13 protein-coding genes are annotated in these 15,787 nt (G+C 41.6%); 8 read left to right on the plus strand and 5 right to left on the minus strand.

Going from position 1 to position 15,787, the window contains the following annotated elements; all coding sequences use genetic code 11:
- Positions 1-345 precede the first annotated feature (345 nt).
- From IKW96_RS06435 to IKW96_RS06450, 4 genes are all read left to right on the plus strand, one after another.
- Positions 346-876: a DUF421 domain-containing protein gene (locus IKW96_RS06435; protein ID WP_296571938.1), complete on the plus strand. Its 531-nt coding sequence runs from the start codon at positions 346-348 to the stop codon at positions 874-876.
- 47 nt (positions 877-923) lie between these two features.
- Entirely contained in the window at positions 924-1,418 is a 495-nt protein-coding gene (locus IKW96_RS06440) for a superoxide dismutase family protein (protein WP_164152707.1), read from the plus strand.
- Positions 1,415-1,900, plus strand: coding sequence for an amidase domain-containing protein (locus tag IKW96_RS06445; protein ID WP_296571943.1), 486 nt, complete (start codon positions 1,415-1,417; stop codon positions 1,898-1,900). Before IKW96_RS06440 ends, IKW96_RS06445 begins: the two co-directional genes overlap by 4 nt.
- Positions 1,901-2,074: 174 nt before the next feature.
- Positions 2,075-3,493 (plus strand): hypothetical protein, encoded by a 1,419-nt coding sequence (locus IKW96_RS06450; RefSeq protein WP_296571947.1) that lies wholly within the window; start codon positions 2,075-2,077, stop codon positions 3,491-3,493.
- A gap of 83 nt (positions 3,494-3,576) precedes the next feature.
- On the opposite strand, the gene IKW96_RS06455 is transcribed toward IKW96_RS06450, so the two are convergent.
- From IKW96_RS06455 to IKW96_RS06465, 3 genes are read right to left on the minus strand one after another with little or no spacing between them, the layout of a single operon-like run.
- Complete coding sequence (locus IKW96_RS06455; protein ID WP_296571950.1) at positions 3,577-6,468, minus strand: GIY-YIG nuclease family protein; 2,892 nt, start codon at positions 6,466-6,468, stop codon at positions 3,577-3,579.
- A 1-nt stretch (position 6,469) separates the two neighbouring features.
- The gene (locus IKW96_RS06460; protein WP_296571954.1) at positions 6,470-7,987 is read right to left on the minus strand and encodes an Eco57I restriction-modification methylase domain-containing protein; all 1,518 of its coding nucleotides are present in this window, start codon (positions 7,985-7,987) and stop codon (positions 6,470-6,472) included.
- The gene (locus IKW96_RS06465; protein ID WP_296571957.1) at positions 7,980-8,618 is read right to left on the minus strand and encodes a hypothetical protein; all 639 of its coding nucleotides are present in this window, start codon (positions 8,616-8,618) and stop codon (positions 7,980-7,982) included. The genes IKW96_RS06460 and IKW96_RS06465 overlap by 8 nt, the downstream gene beginning before the upstream one ends.
- A gap of 139 nt (positions 8,619-8,757) precedes the next feature.
- Between IKW96_RS06465 and IKW96_RS06470 the strand changes: the two genes are divergently transcribed.
- Positions 8,758-9,126 (plus strand): helix-turn-helix transcriptional regulator, encoded by a 369-nt coding sequence (locus tag IKW96_RS06470; protein WP_074719190.1) that lies wholly within the window; start codon positions 8,758-8,760, stop codon positions 9,124-9,126.
- Positions 9,127-9,446: 320 nt separating this feature from the next.
- On the opposite strand, the gene IKW96_RS06475 is transcribed toward IKW96_RS06470, so the two are convergent.
- A complete protein-coding gene (locus IKW96_RS06475; protein ID WP_296571962.1) occupies positions 9,447-10,424 on the minus strand; it encodes a DUF3644 domain-containing protein in 978 nt (325 codons plus the stop codon).
- A gap of 133 nt (positions 10,425-10,557) precedes the next feature.
- Positions 10,558-11,736 (minus strand): DUF6076 domain-containing protein, encoded by a 1,179-nt coding sequence (locus IKW96_RS06480; protein WP_296571966.1) that lies wholly within the window; start codon positions 11,734-11,736, stop codon positions 10,558-10,560.
- A gap of 260 nt (positions 11,737-11,996) precedes the next feature.
- On the opposite strand from IKW96_RS06480, the gene IKW96_RS06485 reads away from it, so the two are divergent.
- The 3 genes from IKW96_RS06485 (at position 11,997) to IKW96_RS06495 (ending at position 15,094) form a co-directional block, all read left to right on the plus strand.
- Positions 11,997-12,362 carry a helix-turn-helix domain-containing protein gene (locus IKW96_RS06485; RefSeq protein WP_296571969.1) on the plus strand — a complete coding sequence of 122 codons (366 nt, stop codon included), beginning with the start codon at positions 11,997-11,999 and terminating at the stop codon, positions 12,360-12,362.
- Positions 12,363-13,120: 758 nt separating this feature from the next.
- Positions 13,121-13,345 carry a hypothetical protein gene (locus tag IKW96_RS06490; RefSeq protein WP_296571972.1) on the plus strand — a complete coding sequence of 75 codons (225 nt, stop codon included), beginning with the start codon at positions 13,121-13,123 and terminating at the stop codon, positions 13,343-13,345.
- A 120-nt stretch (positions 13,346-13,465) separates the two neighbouring features.
- Complete coding sequence (locus IKW96_RS06495; protein WP_296571975.1) at positions 13,466-15,094, plus strand: recombinase family protein; 1,629 nt, start codon at positions 13,466-13,468, stop codon at positions 15,092-15,094.
- The last annotated feature ends 693 nt before the right edge of the window (positions 15,095-15,787 follow it).

The raw sequence follows: 15,787 nt of genomic DNA on the forward strand, positions 1-15,787 counted from the left end.
AACACTATTCTATCGTGAAATTGATGATTTTCGCAATCATTTTGAGCTGCTGTTCACTTCACGCGACGAAAGTGTTCATTCTTGCCGACGACACTGTTCAACTTGCGCGGCCGAAGTGTTCATTTTAGAGCGACATATTCATTACACCTCCAAATATAACAACTACCACTATTAATGTTCAAGAAAGCTTCCGTTCTTCCCCTTGTGTTTTCGGCTTTAATAACGGTCGATATGAAAAAGACTGTTCAATTTCTCAGGCTGATATTATAGGTGATTATATAAAGAAAGTTCCTGTTAATATCAATTTGCCCAATAATTGGTTAATAATAGAATATATGGAAGCATATGATAGTTGCAATGATAATATATGCGCTGAGTGCATATGCAGTTTCGATAATAACAGGCAAATCAACGTATTTCCGCAAGGTGCTTATCGGCAGACCTCTTATCCTTTTCCACAATGGAAAGCTTTACCGTGACAATTTTAAAAAGGCGCGTATCGACATCAGTGACTTCCTCACGCACTGCCGCAATCAAGGATATTTCGACCTTACAAATCTCAGGACGGCTGTATTCGAGTATAACGGTTCGCTGAGTCTGCTCCCTGTAGATTCCGACAGACCGCTCAAGCCTTCGGATTTGGAGATTGAACCCGAACAGGAGGAAATAATGGTGAATGTTATCCTCGACGGACACATCAACGATGTCAATCTTAAAAAGTCAGGATTCGAGCGAGTGTGGCTCGATAAACAGCTTCACGAGCAGGGATTTGATAATGCGAAGGAGATATTTCTCGGCATGGCAGACACAGTGAAAAAAACGCTTCAGCTGTATCCTATGGAAGTGAAGAAGCAAAGCGCCGACCCGTTTGAATGAACGCATTACTGTTCAGCGTCATATAATATTTCGGGAGGAATTATGCTATGAACAGAATGAATTGCAGCGGAGTTTCACTTATACAAAAACGACCGCAGGCGGCGGCTGTACTGACGGGGAGCGATGAATATCCCGATATTTACGGAGTTGTGAGATTCTATACGATGAAAAATGGTACGCTCGTATACGCCGATGTTGAAGGACTTCCTTATGCAGGCAACAGGTGCAGTCAGGAGGTATTTGGCTTTCACATACATGAGGGCGAGTCATGCACAGGTAATGACAAAGATAAGTTTGCTGATGCAGGAACTCATCTGAATAAGGATAACTGCATACACCCTTTCCATACGGGAGATATGCCGCCGCTTTTCGGGAATAACGGTAGGGCAGTTTCCATATTCCTGACAAACAGATTTACAGTTGATGATGTGATAGGAAAAGCCATAATAATTCACGGAAGTCCCGATGATTTCACCACTCAGCCAAGTGGTAACGCAGGTGAGAAAATTGCCTGCGGTATAATCAGACCTGTTATGAGATGAAAGAATATCCGCTCAACATAAAGGCTGAGATAGAATACGCTCGCAGGTGGGCATTTTCGGCAAATCCTGCATACTACAACTTTGAAAATATCGGTGGAGACTGCACTAATTTCGTGTCCCAATGTCTGTACGCAGGCGGAGCGGTCATGAACTATACCCGTGATACAGGCTGGTATTACAATTCACTTCACGACAGGTCGGCTGCGTGGACAAGTGTGGAGTATTTCTATAAATTCATTGTAAATAACAAAGGTGTCGGACCATTTGGCATACTTGTATCACTCGGTCAGGTCCGTGCAGGTGATGTTATACAGCTTGGAGCAAATGGCAGATTCCATCACAGTCTGATTGTTATCAATGTTCGCAGCGGAGTCCCGTATATCGCAGCTCACACCTTCAATGCGTATGATCGTCCGCTGAATACTTACATTTATGATGACATCAGATGCATCAGGGTAGCAGGCTCAAGAAAATATGGATGACTTATTTTAAGTGATCAAAAATTGCTATTTTTAGAAAAGAAATCGTTGGGGTCTATATTGTAACACATGCACAAAGAACCGCTTAGGAGTAATCCTAAGCGGTTCTTTGTTATTGTTTTTTTCAATCTTTTATAGTATAATAAAATTATCATAATTTGAAATGGGGCATTTAAAATGCAAAATAACTTGTTAGTAGGAAATGGGCTTGATATTCAACTTGGCGGTTTTGATTATTTGAATAAGTGGATTCTAACTCGAATGCTTGCCAAAGCCAAAATAGGTAAGTATGATAGCCTATTTAACGGAATAATAAGTGGTGATGAAATTGTTGAGCTATTTTTTAATATGCCATCAATAGCTAGAGATGTTCAACAAAGAAAATATGATGCTGTGCCATATAAATGCACTGATGAGCAGACGGTGGTATTATTAAGATCAGCAATAAAAGGTTTTCAAAGGACCTATACCGAAGATATTACGAGTATAGAACAATTAGGAATGGAAGATATTATCTTATTGTTTCAAATATATTTGCTTGATAATGATGATTTGTTACAATATTATAAAGCAGCCAAACAAGGCTATTGCCAAATGCTTTTAGATGCGATATACTGTGAAGGTAAAATACAGACACTAAGCATTCCTAAGGCAGCAAAATGGTATTTCCTAAATTTTGATAACATTTTTTCTTTAAACTATGACAACTCTTTAGAGAAAAGCCTTAATAGAAAAGTACTGCATTTACATGGAGATTATAAGACAATATATCATTCCGAAAATCATAAAAATGCTCTTGGTTATTATCGCCACAAGAAAAAAATCGCAAACAAATACCTACCAACATTGAAGCAGTGTAATTGTAACGGCATCCTCGATTTTAGTGGCGATATGAAGTATTCATTTGCTACTTCAAGTACTCAATGTTTCAAATGGTTTGAGAACGTAAAAGATGAGATAAAGAGCGGTAAATTAAACGTAGATGATTTGATGCGTACATTGCCACCTGATCAACGAGATATGTTGACAACAGGTATAGAGAAAAATCTATATTGGGGCGACAATTATTACTTTGACGTCTTTGAGAGCATGACGGGCGAATTGACAATTATAGGCTTAGCACCAAATAATGATAGTCACATTTTTAAGTGTATAAACAAAAGCAATGTGGAAAAGGTTATTTTTTATCGTTTCGGCAACGAAAGTGAGGCTGACTTTAAATCAAAACTTAAGATCACAAAACCGGTTGAAATACGTGATGTAAAACAACTGTGGGATGATTTACATATTTCTCAACCTGGTGTAAAAAAACTCACTTTATCAAGCAAACAATGTGAGCTTGTAAATGTATTTTGTCCGCAATCGGAAATAACTTTTGATGAGCTAACGAAACAGATAAATTCAATTCCGACAACCACGAGAAGAATTATATTTGAAATGATGAAATATGAAATCAGTAAAGAAAAATATCATACAACTCCTGCAACTAGAGAAGAACAGTTCAACCAGTTTATCAGTTTCGGTAAAACATTAGAAGTTTCATCGCTGTCGCCACAAGCATTGTTCGTATTATATCTTAACTATTTAAGTAAATGATATGATAAACAGATGAGGTATTGTTTATAAACTCAAAACGGCAGGAAGATTTCTTCCTGCCGTTAATCTTGACTGTATCATTTTTATTGTATAAAAACAAGAAATCCCTTAGTAAACGCATCAGGCAGTAAAAACTGTTTTTCGCCTTCCTTGAAATGAACGATAACATACTTATTGGACTTGTACTTCTTGACAACTGTGCCGACACCGAACATCTTATGTGAAACCTTAATACCAACTTTTACTTTTGAAATATCGAAGGATTCAGCTTCGGGTTTTATAGGAACAGAAGGCTTCTTAGGCTTACTGTCAGGAGTAGGTATGCCGTACTGTGCAGTAACAAGTTCCTGTTTGGGGACAGTTGTTGTAACGACAGCGGCAATAGTGTCTGCTGGAGACTCATTGCTCTCAGGAGCGCCCATAGTTGCCTGCTGATTATAGAATAGCTTCTCGTATTCCTCACGGCGGATAACAGTATCCCAACCACCGATCTCGTCGCTTTCGTGCTTGTCGATGCCCGTATAAACAAGGCTTGCATCCTCATAACGCTTGAATTTGAATATAGCGTCATTCATAAGACTTGCATTGAATACGCCTATGGAGCACAGCAGCTCAAAGTCCTTGACATCCAGACCTGTGACCTTTTTGAAAAGTCCCGGTTCCAGCTGAGTGATAACATCTTTCAGCGAACGCTCACGGTAGTCAGTGAGATACATGAATACAGGTACACGGGTTGCAAACTTGATAAGCTTCTCCTGTATCTGCTTGCGGAGTGACTTGTATTCCTTTTCCTCGTCGGTAAGCTCTTTTTTCTCCTTGGTAGTGAGCTTGTCCGTACCTTCCTTCTTGGCTTTTTTGACAGCTTCGGATTTATTGATTATAGTTTCGATATCCTGATTAAGGCTTCTGAATCCCTCGATACGCATAAGTGCTTCGAGGGCATCTTTATTATTAATGAGTCTTTGCAGCGTATCATTATCAACATTTACAAGCAGAGCCGACTCCCAACGCTTGGCGAGAAGTGTTGCAGATGTTCCTGCCATGGCGATATCAAGCACGTCCTGTGCATTGATAGCTTTCATCGTCGAGCCGTCATAGGCAAGAACAGGAAGGAAGCTGATGAACTCCGCTACCTTCTTTTCGGGATTGGACTCGTCCACGTTCAGCCGGCAGGAGTAGTCTGAGATCTGACGCAGTGCACGGTCAAGGGCAAAATCGAAAACATAACACTCGCGTTTCATTATCTCAGCCTCGCCGTTTTCGGCAGTTATCACCCAGGGCGACTGAACTCTGAATGCCGCCTGGAAGTAAGTTTCGGGACTTTTGAGATTACGCAGCATGAATATTCCCGTCCACGGCTTGACTGTAACACCTGTTGTCAGCTTGCCGCATGACAGAGTTATAGTTTTTGTTTCAAGGGGATTTTTCATGGAGCTGATAACAGGTGCAACTGCGTCAAGTCCTATTCCTGCTTTTGAACCTGCACAGAGGTTAATCTTATAATCGTGATAGAAGGCATTCTGCTTCTGCTGCAAGAGATTATACATAGCCTCGCATGATGCAACATTCGGCAGGAACCACAGCGTATGCGACAAGACATTCAGCAGTCTTGTGTCGGAATACGGCATAGGCGGACGCTTGTCCTGTCCGAGCTTCAAGTCGTCGATACTGGAGGGAAGATATGCACCTCGCACCAGATCAAGCCACTTCTGGACCTCGTTTTCATATACAAAATGTGCTTCCGCACCCTTGCCTTTTGCGGAGAAAAATACATTCAGGTCGAACTCGTTGAACTCTCCCTGCTGTGCGATCTGGCGGATACTTTCGGGAATCTTATAAGTCATAAGAACCATTCTCGGCAGCGCAAGATATGGATTACCCGAACCTTTCCACTCATGCTTGGCACGCTGTTCATCGGAGTATGTCCAGTTATAGATCTGATCCTCGATGAACTCGCCGCTGTTTATTGCACGGAACGGTGTACCCGACAGGAACAGGTAATGTCCCGTAGTTATGGGGAGAAAGCTCTCGTTATAGGCGTTGCCTGCTTCCTCCTGCTGATACTTCTCCATATCGAAGTCAGCGTCAGCCTCGTCGTCGGGATTTTCAAACAGCTTCTTGGCGTTCTCACGCCATGCACCGAAGTGGTACTCGTCGAAGATAATAATATCCCAGTTATCGGTGTGTATGAACTCATTTTTCGCCTTGATACCGCCATTCTCGTTAGTGCCGAGCAAGTCCTGGAACGAGCCGAAAACAACGATAGGCTTCGACTTATCAGCCTTGCGGTAGGCGGTGTCCATGTCGATCTTATTGTTGTTAGCGTCCTTGTTGGAGATGAACTGCCAGCCTTCAAAGTCAACATGAGTCACAAGATCTTCGTGCCATGCGGACTCCACCGCAGGCTTGAATGTCAGCACAAGTATCCGCTTGAATCCCATTTTGCGGCAGAGCTGATATGCGGCAAAGGTCTTGCCAAAGCGCATTTTAGCGTTCCACAGGAACTTCGGTGCACGGTCCGGTTCATCAGCTTTCGCCTTTCGGAAATACTCCATTGTACGCTTTACGGCGATATGCTGTTCGGGACGCATACGGAAGTCGAGAGTACGCTGAGTATCAGCTATCTCGCCTGTTCTAAGCTCGCGGACTGCCGCCTTTACGTCGTCAACGGAGCAGCCGTACCACTCATTATCGTCCTCGCCTTCATAGAGTCTGTGAAAGCCATTTCGGCGGAGTATAGCGTGAACGTCGTGGTCGGTAAAGCACGAACCGTCGGGACGCATAGCCGAATCTGACCACAGGATCGTGTACGGGACGCCGCTTGTGTGCATTATCTCGCGGATACGGGTTTTTACGTCACGGTCAGTGTAGCCGACCTTAATGTAGCCGTTGTGACTGGCAACATCATTGAGCCGGAAAGCGTATATGGAAGGTGCAGCCGAGGGGCGCTGAGGGAAAAAATCCTGTTCGATCATATTATTCACCGCCTAATTCTTTAGGTTTAATCATTGATTCAATGAAATCTATCTCCTCTTTAGATAGTGAGTATTTTTTATATAATAGTTCATCATGCCATTCTTGGGAAAAATCTTGGATAGGAATAAACTGAAATTTATCTTTTGAAAGGTTAATTGAAGAAACGGCTTGTAGTAATAAAAATCGGAAGAACTTACTGCAAAGGTATTTAGCAAAATTAATTGCTTCATTCTCCGTGTCGGAAACAAATGCAACTAAATATGAATCGGTACAGACTTCATTTGGTGATAAAACTCTTGTTGTAGAAATAACCGTGAACATACCGCTTTTATCTGGTTCGCCCGCATGTTCACTGGTAACTTTACTAATCATTACCTTGTATTTATTTATAATATCATTTCCTTGTGTTATGATATTCTTCGGGATATAGCCTTTCCCACCGCTTGAATATAATAAAATCTCATCTTCATATTCGCTTCCTCTTGCGGCGGATGATAATCCAAAGGGATTACGTGTTCCAACTAATTCTGAAACTGTTTTTTCTTTAAAACTCTGAACTTTATGAATAATAGAAATAGCTTCATTATATCTTACAAACACTGGAAATTCTGATAAATCACGTATTTGTGTTGAAATAATATCGTCATGTATATTGGTAAATTCACATGGGCGAGGATTATCTCTGTCCCATAAAAAATAACAAACACCTCCACCAAGACTTATGCCGTTGAAACAGTCCTTTGCATTGACATAGTCAACTATACGCACATTTCGATTGTCTTCAAGCATTTCTTTTCTGAAATCATCAAGTCCTTTTCCACCAGCAAACCAACGAGATGGAATTATCATAGTTATATATCTCGGTTTTAGCATTTTAGCCTTTTCAACAAACAATTGATATAATGGAGAGGCACTTGCTCCGTTTCCTCCGTCGCTAAGCTGATAAGGCGGATTTGATATTATGACATCGAACTTCATATTAAAAATTTCCTCTGGTTTTATAGTATGTATCCACTCATAGGCATGAGTTTCAAGCTCGTCACCACGCTCATACTGGCTTTCGGACGCTCCGCAGTAAACGCACTTGCCTTTTTCCCATTTGTGGCTGATTCGCTTGAAACGGATATTGCCCTGTGCATCGTCAAATTGGCTGACGGAATAATTGCTGTTGGGATACTTGCTGCAATAAAGTCCGCGCCGTGACAGCAGGCTCGTCAGCTCCGTGATAGCGATACCGAAAAGCTGTTTGTGGAAGATGTGGTCGATACGCTCCTGCAAATCGGGGAACTGCGGTTCAAGTCCCTTGATAAGGCGCTTGGCTGTCTCACGGAGAAATACTCCTGTTTTACAGGCGGGATCGAGAAATGTAGTGTCGGGATCGTAGAAAAGCTCCTGCGGCAGCATATCAAGCATCTGGTTGACAACCTCGGGAGGCGTGAAAACTTCATCGTTGGAGAGATTCGCCAAGCACGACAGTACATCGGGATTGTAAACGTTTTCAAATAGTCCTTCAGCCATTTTCACCTAACCTCCTGTAATGACAAATATATTTTTGCAGGAACGTTCCTTCATCTCCGCTGATACTGAGCTGAGCCTCGTCCTGACTTAGCAGCTCCGCAAAAGTATAGTCGCTCCGCTGAATGTTTGCTCCTGTGATGAATGCCCACTCCGAAAAGACGATAGGCTCATCGGTATTGTTGCAGTTTTCGTCAACACAGCACAGCGTGAGAGCGTTTCCGCAGACAATGTTGCGCTCCAGTATAAAGCGGATAGAACGGTGCATATCATCGCTGCACTCATTCTTGCATACCAACTTGTACTGCTTTGCCCACAGCTTATAGAGCCGTTCACGGCAGGCGGCAACATTATCCGCCAGTATATCTACACCGTAAAGACTGCTCACAGCCAGCAGGGAGTTCATTTCATAGTCAATGGTACTCCGCCTGTATTTCTTCCGCACAACAGCTAATTTACGGCTCAGCACCTCTGCGAGAAAGTTTCCGTCACCGCAGGCAGGTTCGAGAAATCGGCTGTCAATACGCTGCGTTTCGGGCAATACAAGGTCGCACATGGCTTTGACTTCACGCTCAGCCGTAAATACTTCTCCGTGGTCGGCTACACGCTGCCTGGATTTTACTTGTTTGTTCATAATGGTTCCTTTTTGATATATTTTCAAATATTCATCTGTAAACTCGTTTATATATCAAATATTATATCATCATTCTGCAAATTTATCAAGATATATGGGGTATAATTTGATATATAGTCAAATTGCCGAGGTGATATTTGTGGAAGATGCATATGATTTTGGTATAATACTCCAAAAGCTGAGAAAAGAAAAAGGACTCACTCAGGAGCAGCTTGCTCGTAAAATCAATAAGGAAAGCTCTATAATCAGCCGTTATGAAAAGGGACTGCAATCTCCTACGTTTGACACCGTCAAGGCATTTGCCGCAATATTTAACGTATCTATGGACTATTTATCAGGTACAGAGAAACGTGAACGCATTTCAGCATACAACCTTACAGACCAGCAGCTTGCTATTGTCAACAAGTTGATTTCTGTATTCAGGAATGGTAATGAAACATCTAATAAAAAACTCTCCCCCGAAAGCTGCCAGCTTCTGGGAGAGATTGTTGAGGAATTGTCTAAGTAAAGCAAAAGCCGCAAGGGATTTTAAGTCTCTTGCGGCTGATTAGTAATAAGCGGGTTATTATACAGTTTGATCAATTCGGATATTCTAATTTTATATTGAGTACTAATTGTAAAAAATAATACTAAGTAAAGGCTTTTTGAAAAGAGATAGCAGAGTATTTTTAAGAAAAATGTCAATATGCACAAACTTGCACTGTACATATTGACATTTGAGTAAGCATATATTATAATATAAGTAAGTTAACTCGTGAAGGATTAAGGCTGGGTTCCCGAATGGGAGTAGGCGGTTTCGCTTAGAATTCCTTTGCCCCTGGGGTTAGCTTATTTTTTTGCTTTAAGATTCTGGATTATATTCTCAGGATCCTTTTTTATTTCTTCTACTATAAAATCAATCGCTTGTATGGAATAAGTGTATTGAGGCTGTGCGTAGATTTTATGAGCATAGCATAGTTTAGGGTTGTTTTTTATATCATAATACTTACAAAATAGAGAAAAATCATTAGCAGTGAAATTACGCTTATCGCCGTTTTTACTTTTCAAAAATATGCCGTTTTTATCAAGTCGCTTATTGATTTCGCTACAACAATTTTTACAATTATACTTATGTGTGTCGTTAGGATCTTTGAGTTCCTTGATGATTTTTACTCCTGTTTCAGCTGAATTGTCGATGCGTACTGTTGTTGCAGCAAGGTTTTTATCTTTTGTAATGTAATAATGATGATCAACTCTTATTGCGAAATGGTTATTGTTTTCTGATATTATTGGAGATAGTTCTTCGTTAATTGATATCATTTTCTCTGCTATTTCTTTAGGATATTTCGCCCTTATTTCATCAATATTTAACGCATTTAAACTGACTGTAAGGGTTAAAAAATTTTGAGGGACAACAGTGGTCATGTCCACGTTATGAAATGCAAGCATTTTCTCTATGTAGTTGAATACCGATGCTTGAAAAAGAGGAATATAAATCATCTCATATTCTTCTGTTACGAAATGGGTACTTGTATTGCGTAATTCAACTATTTTTTCTAGATTTCGTCTTAATGGATCTTTATCATTTGTAAAAACCTTTTTTATGCAATTCTCAAGCGTTATAGTTCTATTGGGATTGTCTTTATAATAAATACTGCTCTCTCCAAATTTATTTATCATATAGGCTTTTAGCATGAGTTCCCAAGAATTACATATAAAAAAGCTAAATCCTTCTACTCTATATTTGATTGAAGGTTTGTTATAGACTTCGATAGCCATTAAGAATGCTTCTTTTGATTTGTCTATCAGTTTTTCAACAATATTCATTTTGAAACTCCTTTATAATTTGTTGTTCTCAATCACATTATATCACATTTATGTTTTAAAAACAAGAAATATCTGATATTGTTGCTCTTATATTTTTAGCCTGAAATGTGGGTATTGTTGATTATATTCTAAACTATACCCTGATAAGCCTCTGATACTCCTCAATCTCCAGTTCGCCGTCAGCAGCTTTAGTTCGCAGCTGGATAGCATACTCACCCCACTCGGCAAACTCGGACTTGCTCATCTTCTTTTTCATAAAGCGAGCATAGTGCTGCTTGTAGGCACGGTTGTAAATCTCCCATACAGGATCGTTCTTGATCTTCTCCTTGAAGTTGTGACGCATAGCATTGTCGCGGCAAGACTTTGGAGGATTACTGCTTATCAGGCGCTTGCAGTAGTGCGAGAACGTTGTATGCTTCATGATGAACCAGCGTCCGCAGTTGCGGCACTTGACGGGCATGAATTTTTCTTCGATGCACTTGAATAACTCAAAATATAGAAAGGCTCCCAACGATGTGAAACGATAGGTCTCACAGAGTATGGGACCTTTTTTCGTATCGAGCAGTGTATGCCCCATGCACATACTTCCGCTTGATACAAGATCAAAATGCGATTCAGAGTTGCACTTCTCTGTGAACTGCTGGAATACTTCTATGACCTTTTGATTGGATGGATAGTTGTTGTGGTCGCAGAGTTTGTCTGCAAACGGCATAAAAACATTCTTAACGCGCATAAGGTCGGAAACAAATTCCGCGAACTCGTTAGTTATTTGTTCAATGCAGGTAGTAAAATCGGCAGCGTCTTTTCTGTTCTCATAGTTGCTGAAAACTTTCTTGCTGTCGAAGTCATAATCGTCAAGTGCTCGCAGCTCGTTCAAATCTTCTGTGATATACATTTCCTCATAAGACACAGGAGTGCTCTCTGCGTTGACAAAGTGTTCGTTGTAATCGTCTGAATCAAATTCAGAATCTTCGTAAAACGGTTCATCAAATATGTCATGGTAATATGCAAACAGATTTCTCAGGAGACCGCGTCTGAAATGTTTCTTGTCATAAGGCGGAAGTGTTTCTGCGATGTCCATGATGCTGTCGTATGTGTACTCGATATCACGCGCGCGCTTTCCGATGTCAGCTGGACAGAACAAGGAACTGATGTTCAACTCTGTCTTTGCACGCTCACATACGTCATACAAGTCTTCGAGAGTAGTTGAATTTATCGAAAAATAGCGCAGAAGTATTTCGCCGAGCGGATATGTTCTTCCGTCGGAGAGATATATCTTTCTGTCATGGTAGTGCGCTTCTATCTCAAACATAATGTCTCCTTTCAGAATTAGTGTTCTGTTTGTTCTGAGTGCTAAACTCTGCGATTTTATTCTGAAAACGCATAGTAAATAGCGAAAATCAAAAGTTTACAATTTGTTCATAAAAATAGATTATAGATTGACTGCGATAGAGTTATTATACAACATCTATTGACTTCTGTCAAGGACTGGTGTATACTGAATGCAGTTAAGACGTCCGGACAGCTCTTGACATCACAAGAATAAACTCGAAACGCGAAAGGAAGATGTAGATGAAAAATATGAACGTGATCAACTGCACAGTATACTCTAACGGAATCAATTCTCCGCTTGAGTATCTCAACATCACTACGCCTGCCGAGTTCAAGGTGGTGATGGAATTACTCTGTCACTATGACGAGGAAAAGAAAAGTTCGACCATAAGCCGCACAGGTATCGCAAGAGACACTGCGATGTCGGTAAGCAATGTTGAGCGCGCACTGAAAACTCTTGCGCAGAAGGATATCATTCGCATACACAACAACTATGCTGACAACGGTCGTCAGGTCGAGAACTCTTACGAGGTCGCATTCCTGAATTATGACATGGACGAAAACAAGCTCCGCGACGCAGAGCTTGCACTTCAATTCAAAAGTTAATTGTCATAGGGGCTGTGTCATGATGTCATAGGCTTATATATTAAGTATACAAGAGAATATATACTAATACGAAGAAGGAAGATATATATTACATGATAATTATAAATCAAGTAAGCGCCTTTTTTCTTCAGCTATAATATCTATGACAATGATGTTCAGTTGATAAGAACTGAAACACGCGCAGAAAGCCCCGAGTTTGCCGTCCTCAAAAGGGAAATAGTATAGTTACCCCACCGCTTGCGTTGAACGCGATCGTCGCGCAACGTGGAGCGAGTGTAGGTACCATACAGGTGCCGGAAAACGAAAAAGTTGGTGGGGGACGGAAGTCGGTCCGCAAGACCGGCAAGCATAGCGGTCGGCGTTCCGCCTGCCGCTGAAATCGGGAGAACCCGTGCCCCTTTCCAGTTTGCAGGTTAAAGGCTGGCGTCATTTGCGCCCGCCATTCCACATCGGACGGGCAGTGCCCGCCGATTCTTCGGCATTTGCTGTGACGTAAGCAGAGGCGTCTTTCCTTGGGAATTTCAAAAAAGCAGGCGTCTTTTTTGAGAAAAAAGCCAGATAAAGGCTATGATTAGGGAGATATGGGAGGCGTCTGAGCAGCATAATTGCCGCTGTGAGAGGAGTGATAAAAAACCGAGTAGGCCTCGCAAGGGATGCTCAAAAAGTCTGGGCTGGTAACACGCAGGCTCAGCAAAGACGGTACGATTTGATTTTGTACCTGTGAATTTGAATTGAATAGTTTTAGAGGAGGCGGATGTATGAGCGTAAACCTTGAAAAGACTCATTGCAGTGAAGATCCCGAGGTACAGTCCGTATTGCATCACGACTGTACTGTTGACGGTGTCACCTATCGTGTTTGGTCTGCTTTCCTTGGCAGGAAAAGAGCTGAAGAGTCACTCGGAGATTTAATGCTCCGACAGCTCGAAAGGGGGTATGAAAAGCCTGCCTTTGATGCAAAGCAGACCGAGAGCGAGTCGATGTAAAAGTCGGAAAATGTTTTTTGTGCAGTCCTACGAAATCAGCTGTGTGTACTGGATTCCTGAGCGGAGGTGTGGTATACTGTCCGTGTAAGGATCTGCTGCACGGCTGTGAAAGGAGTTATAATGAAAAACAAACAGCCTAAAAAAGCAGCTCTGTATTGCAGGCTCTCGGTTGACGACGGACGAATGGGCGAAAGCGTAAGCATTGGTTCGCAGAAAATATTATTGGAGCAGTACTGCAAGGATCATGCAATAGATAATTATGAAGTGTACGATGATGACGGATACAGCGGCACTAACTTTGACCGTCCTGCGTTCCAGAGAATGTATGAAGACATTCAGAATGGACTGATAGATACTGTCCTGGTAAAAGACCAGTCACGATTCGGAAGATCGTATATCGAAGTCGGAATGTACGTTGAGAAGTTCAAGGAGCTCGGAGTTCGGTTCATAGCGGTCAGTGATAACTACGACTCCATGAAGAACGAAAACGATATGATGTTCCCGATGAGAAATGTACTGAATGATTACTTCGCAAGAGAGGCTTCTATCAAGACTAAGACTGCGAAGAAGGCAAAAGCGAAAGCCGGACAGTACATTGGTTCAAAGCCGCCCTTCGGTTACAAGCTGGACCCGAACGACAGGCATCATCTTGTGATAGATGAGCCTGCTGCGGAGACAGTACGAAGGATATTCAGAATGGCAGCGCAGGGGATAGGCTACAATAAGACTACAAAAATCTTCCGTGAGGAAAAAGTTCTCACACCGATAGCTTACTTCAATCTCCACAATCCTGATTACTTCAAGTCGGATTACTGGAGAAAGGAGTTCGACTGGCACGTTACTTCTATCCGAGTGATACTTGAAAATGAGGTCTACCTCGGCAAACTGATCTACGGAAAGCAGCGGTGCAAGTCAATGAAAAGCAAGGAGAAGGAGAAGGTCCCGAGAGAGGACTGGATAATCGTTGAGAACTGTCATGAACCGATAATCTCTCAGGAACTCTGGGACGACGCTCACAGAATGATGAGTACCAAGAGGCGTCCAACGCTGACAGGTGAAGTTCAGATGTTCGCAGGTTTGCTCTACTGTGCCGACTGCGGTCACGCACTTACCTACTCGCAGAAGAAACGCAAAGACGGTACATATCACGGAGCATACTCATGCTGGATGTATAAAACTCACGGCAAGGAATATTGTGCATCGCATTATATTACCTACGATGTGGTGTACAAGCTTGTGCTGAAAGACATCCGGAGAGTGCTGAAGTCATATCGTAAAAACAAGGATGAGTTCAGGTCATTCCTCGACAGCAAGTGCAGCGACAGCAGTGCAAAGAAGGTAATACAGCTTGAACATGAGCTTGAAAAAGCACAGGGCAGAGTAGCTGAGATAGACCGCCTGCTCAACAAGCTCTATGAAGATAATGCACTCGGAAAGATCTCAGATGATCGCTACGCACAGATGACAAAAACATTTGAGGAAGAACAGGCAGAACTCAAGAAAACTATACCCGAACTGACATATGAGATCACAACGCTCAAAGCCAGATCCGATGCCGCCGATAAATTTACAAAAGTAATTGACAGTTATACGGATATAAAGGAACTCAACGCTGATATACTCAATGAGCTTATCGACAGAATAGTTGTCCACCATAAGGAAAAGCTCTATGGAAAGACATATCAACAGGTTGAGATATATTACAGATTCGTAGGCGAACTGAAGGAAACTGTGGCTAAAGCAGCGTAACAATCAAAAACAAAAATTATGTTCGCTTTAAAAACAGTCCTCGGTCGCAGGTTCGAATCCCGTCACAAGCTCTTAAAAATCGCATAACTACGCAGTTTAATAGCTGCGTAGTTATTTCTTTAATTTCTGAAAATAATGTCCAAACCTAAATTGGACATTACAAATTCGGAAAAATCATTCCGAAAACTCTGACTGCTTCTACCCTCGAATATGTGTCTGTGGACACAAGAAATCTGCTTTAATATCGGTATAATCTCGCTAATTAGGCAGTTTACCCTGGATTTGCAAAGGCAATTGCAAGATATGCGTTTTCATTCTGTTTTGAACAGCATTATATCTTATCAACATAGAAGCAAAGTTATTACTGGCATAATAAGGGGCAAGTTCTTTCATAAATATCGGGAGAATTTGCTCCTTTCTCTATATTTTATAAAAATATACCTGTGGTTTACTTGCTTTTTCAGAAAAGCTATGATATAATACAGGTAAAGTCAGAACAGAAACGGTCGCAGGACGACCGCTGTATCAATAATAATTACGAAAGGAGTTACCCGAAATGAAACAGTTTACTATGGTTTATCTGTACAGTGAACACTATGAGGAAAGTTTCTATCACGAGAGTGAAGAAGCTCTTATTGTGCTGCGTACAGAACATAGTGGATAGTCATTTCGGAGAGCACTTTCTTTGTGTTG

Origin of the sequence: Ruminococcus sp., from assembly GCF_017549005.1 — a bacterium.
Lineage (GTDB): Bacteria > Bacillota > Clostridia > Oscillospirales > Ruminococcaceae > Ruminococcus.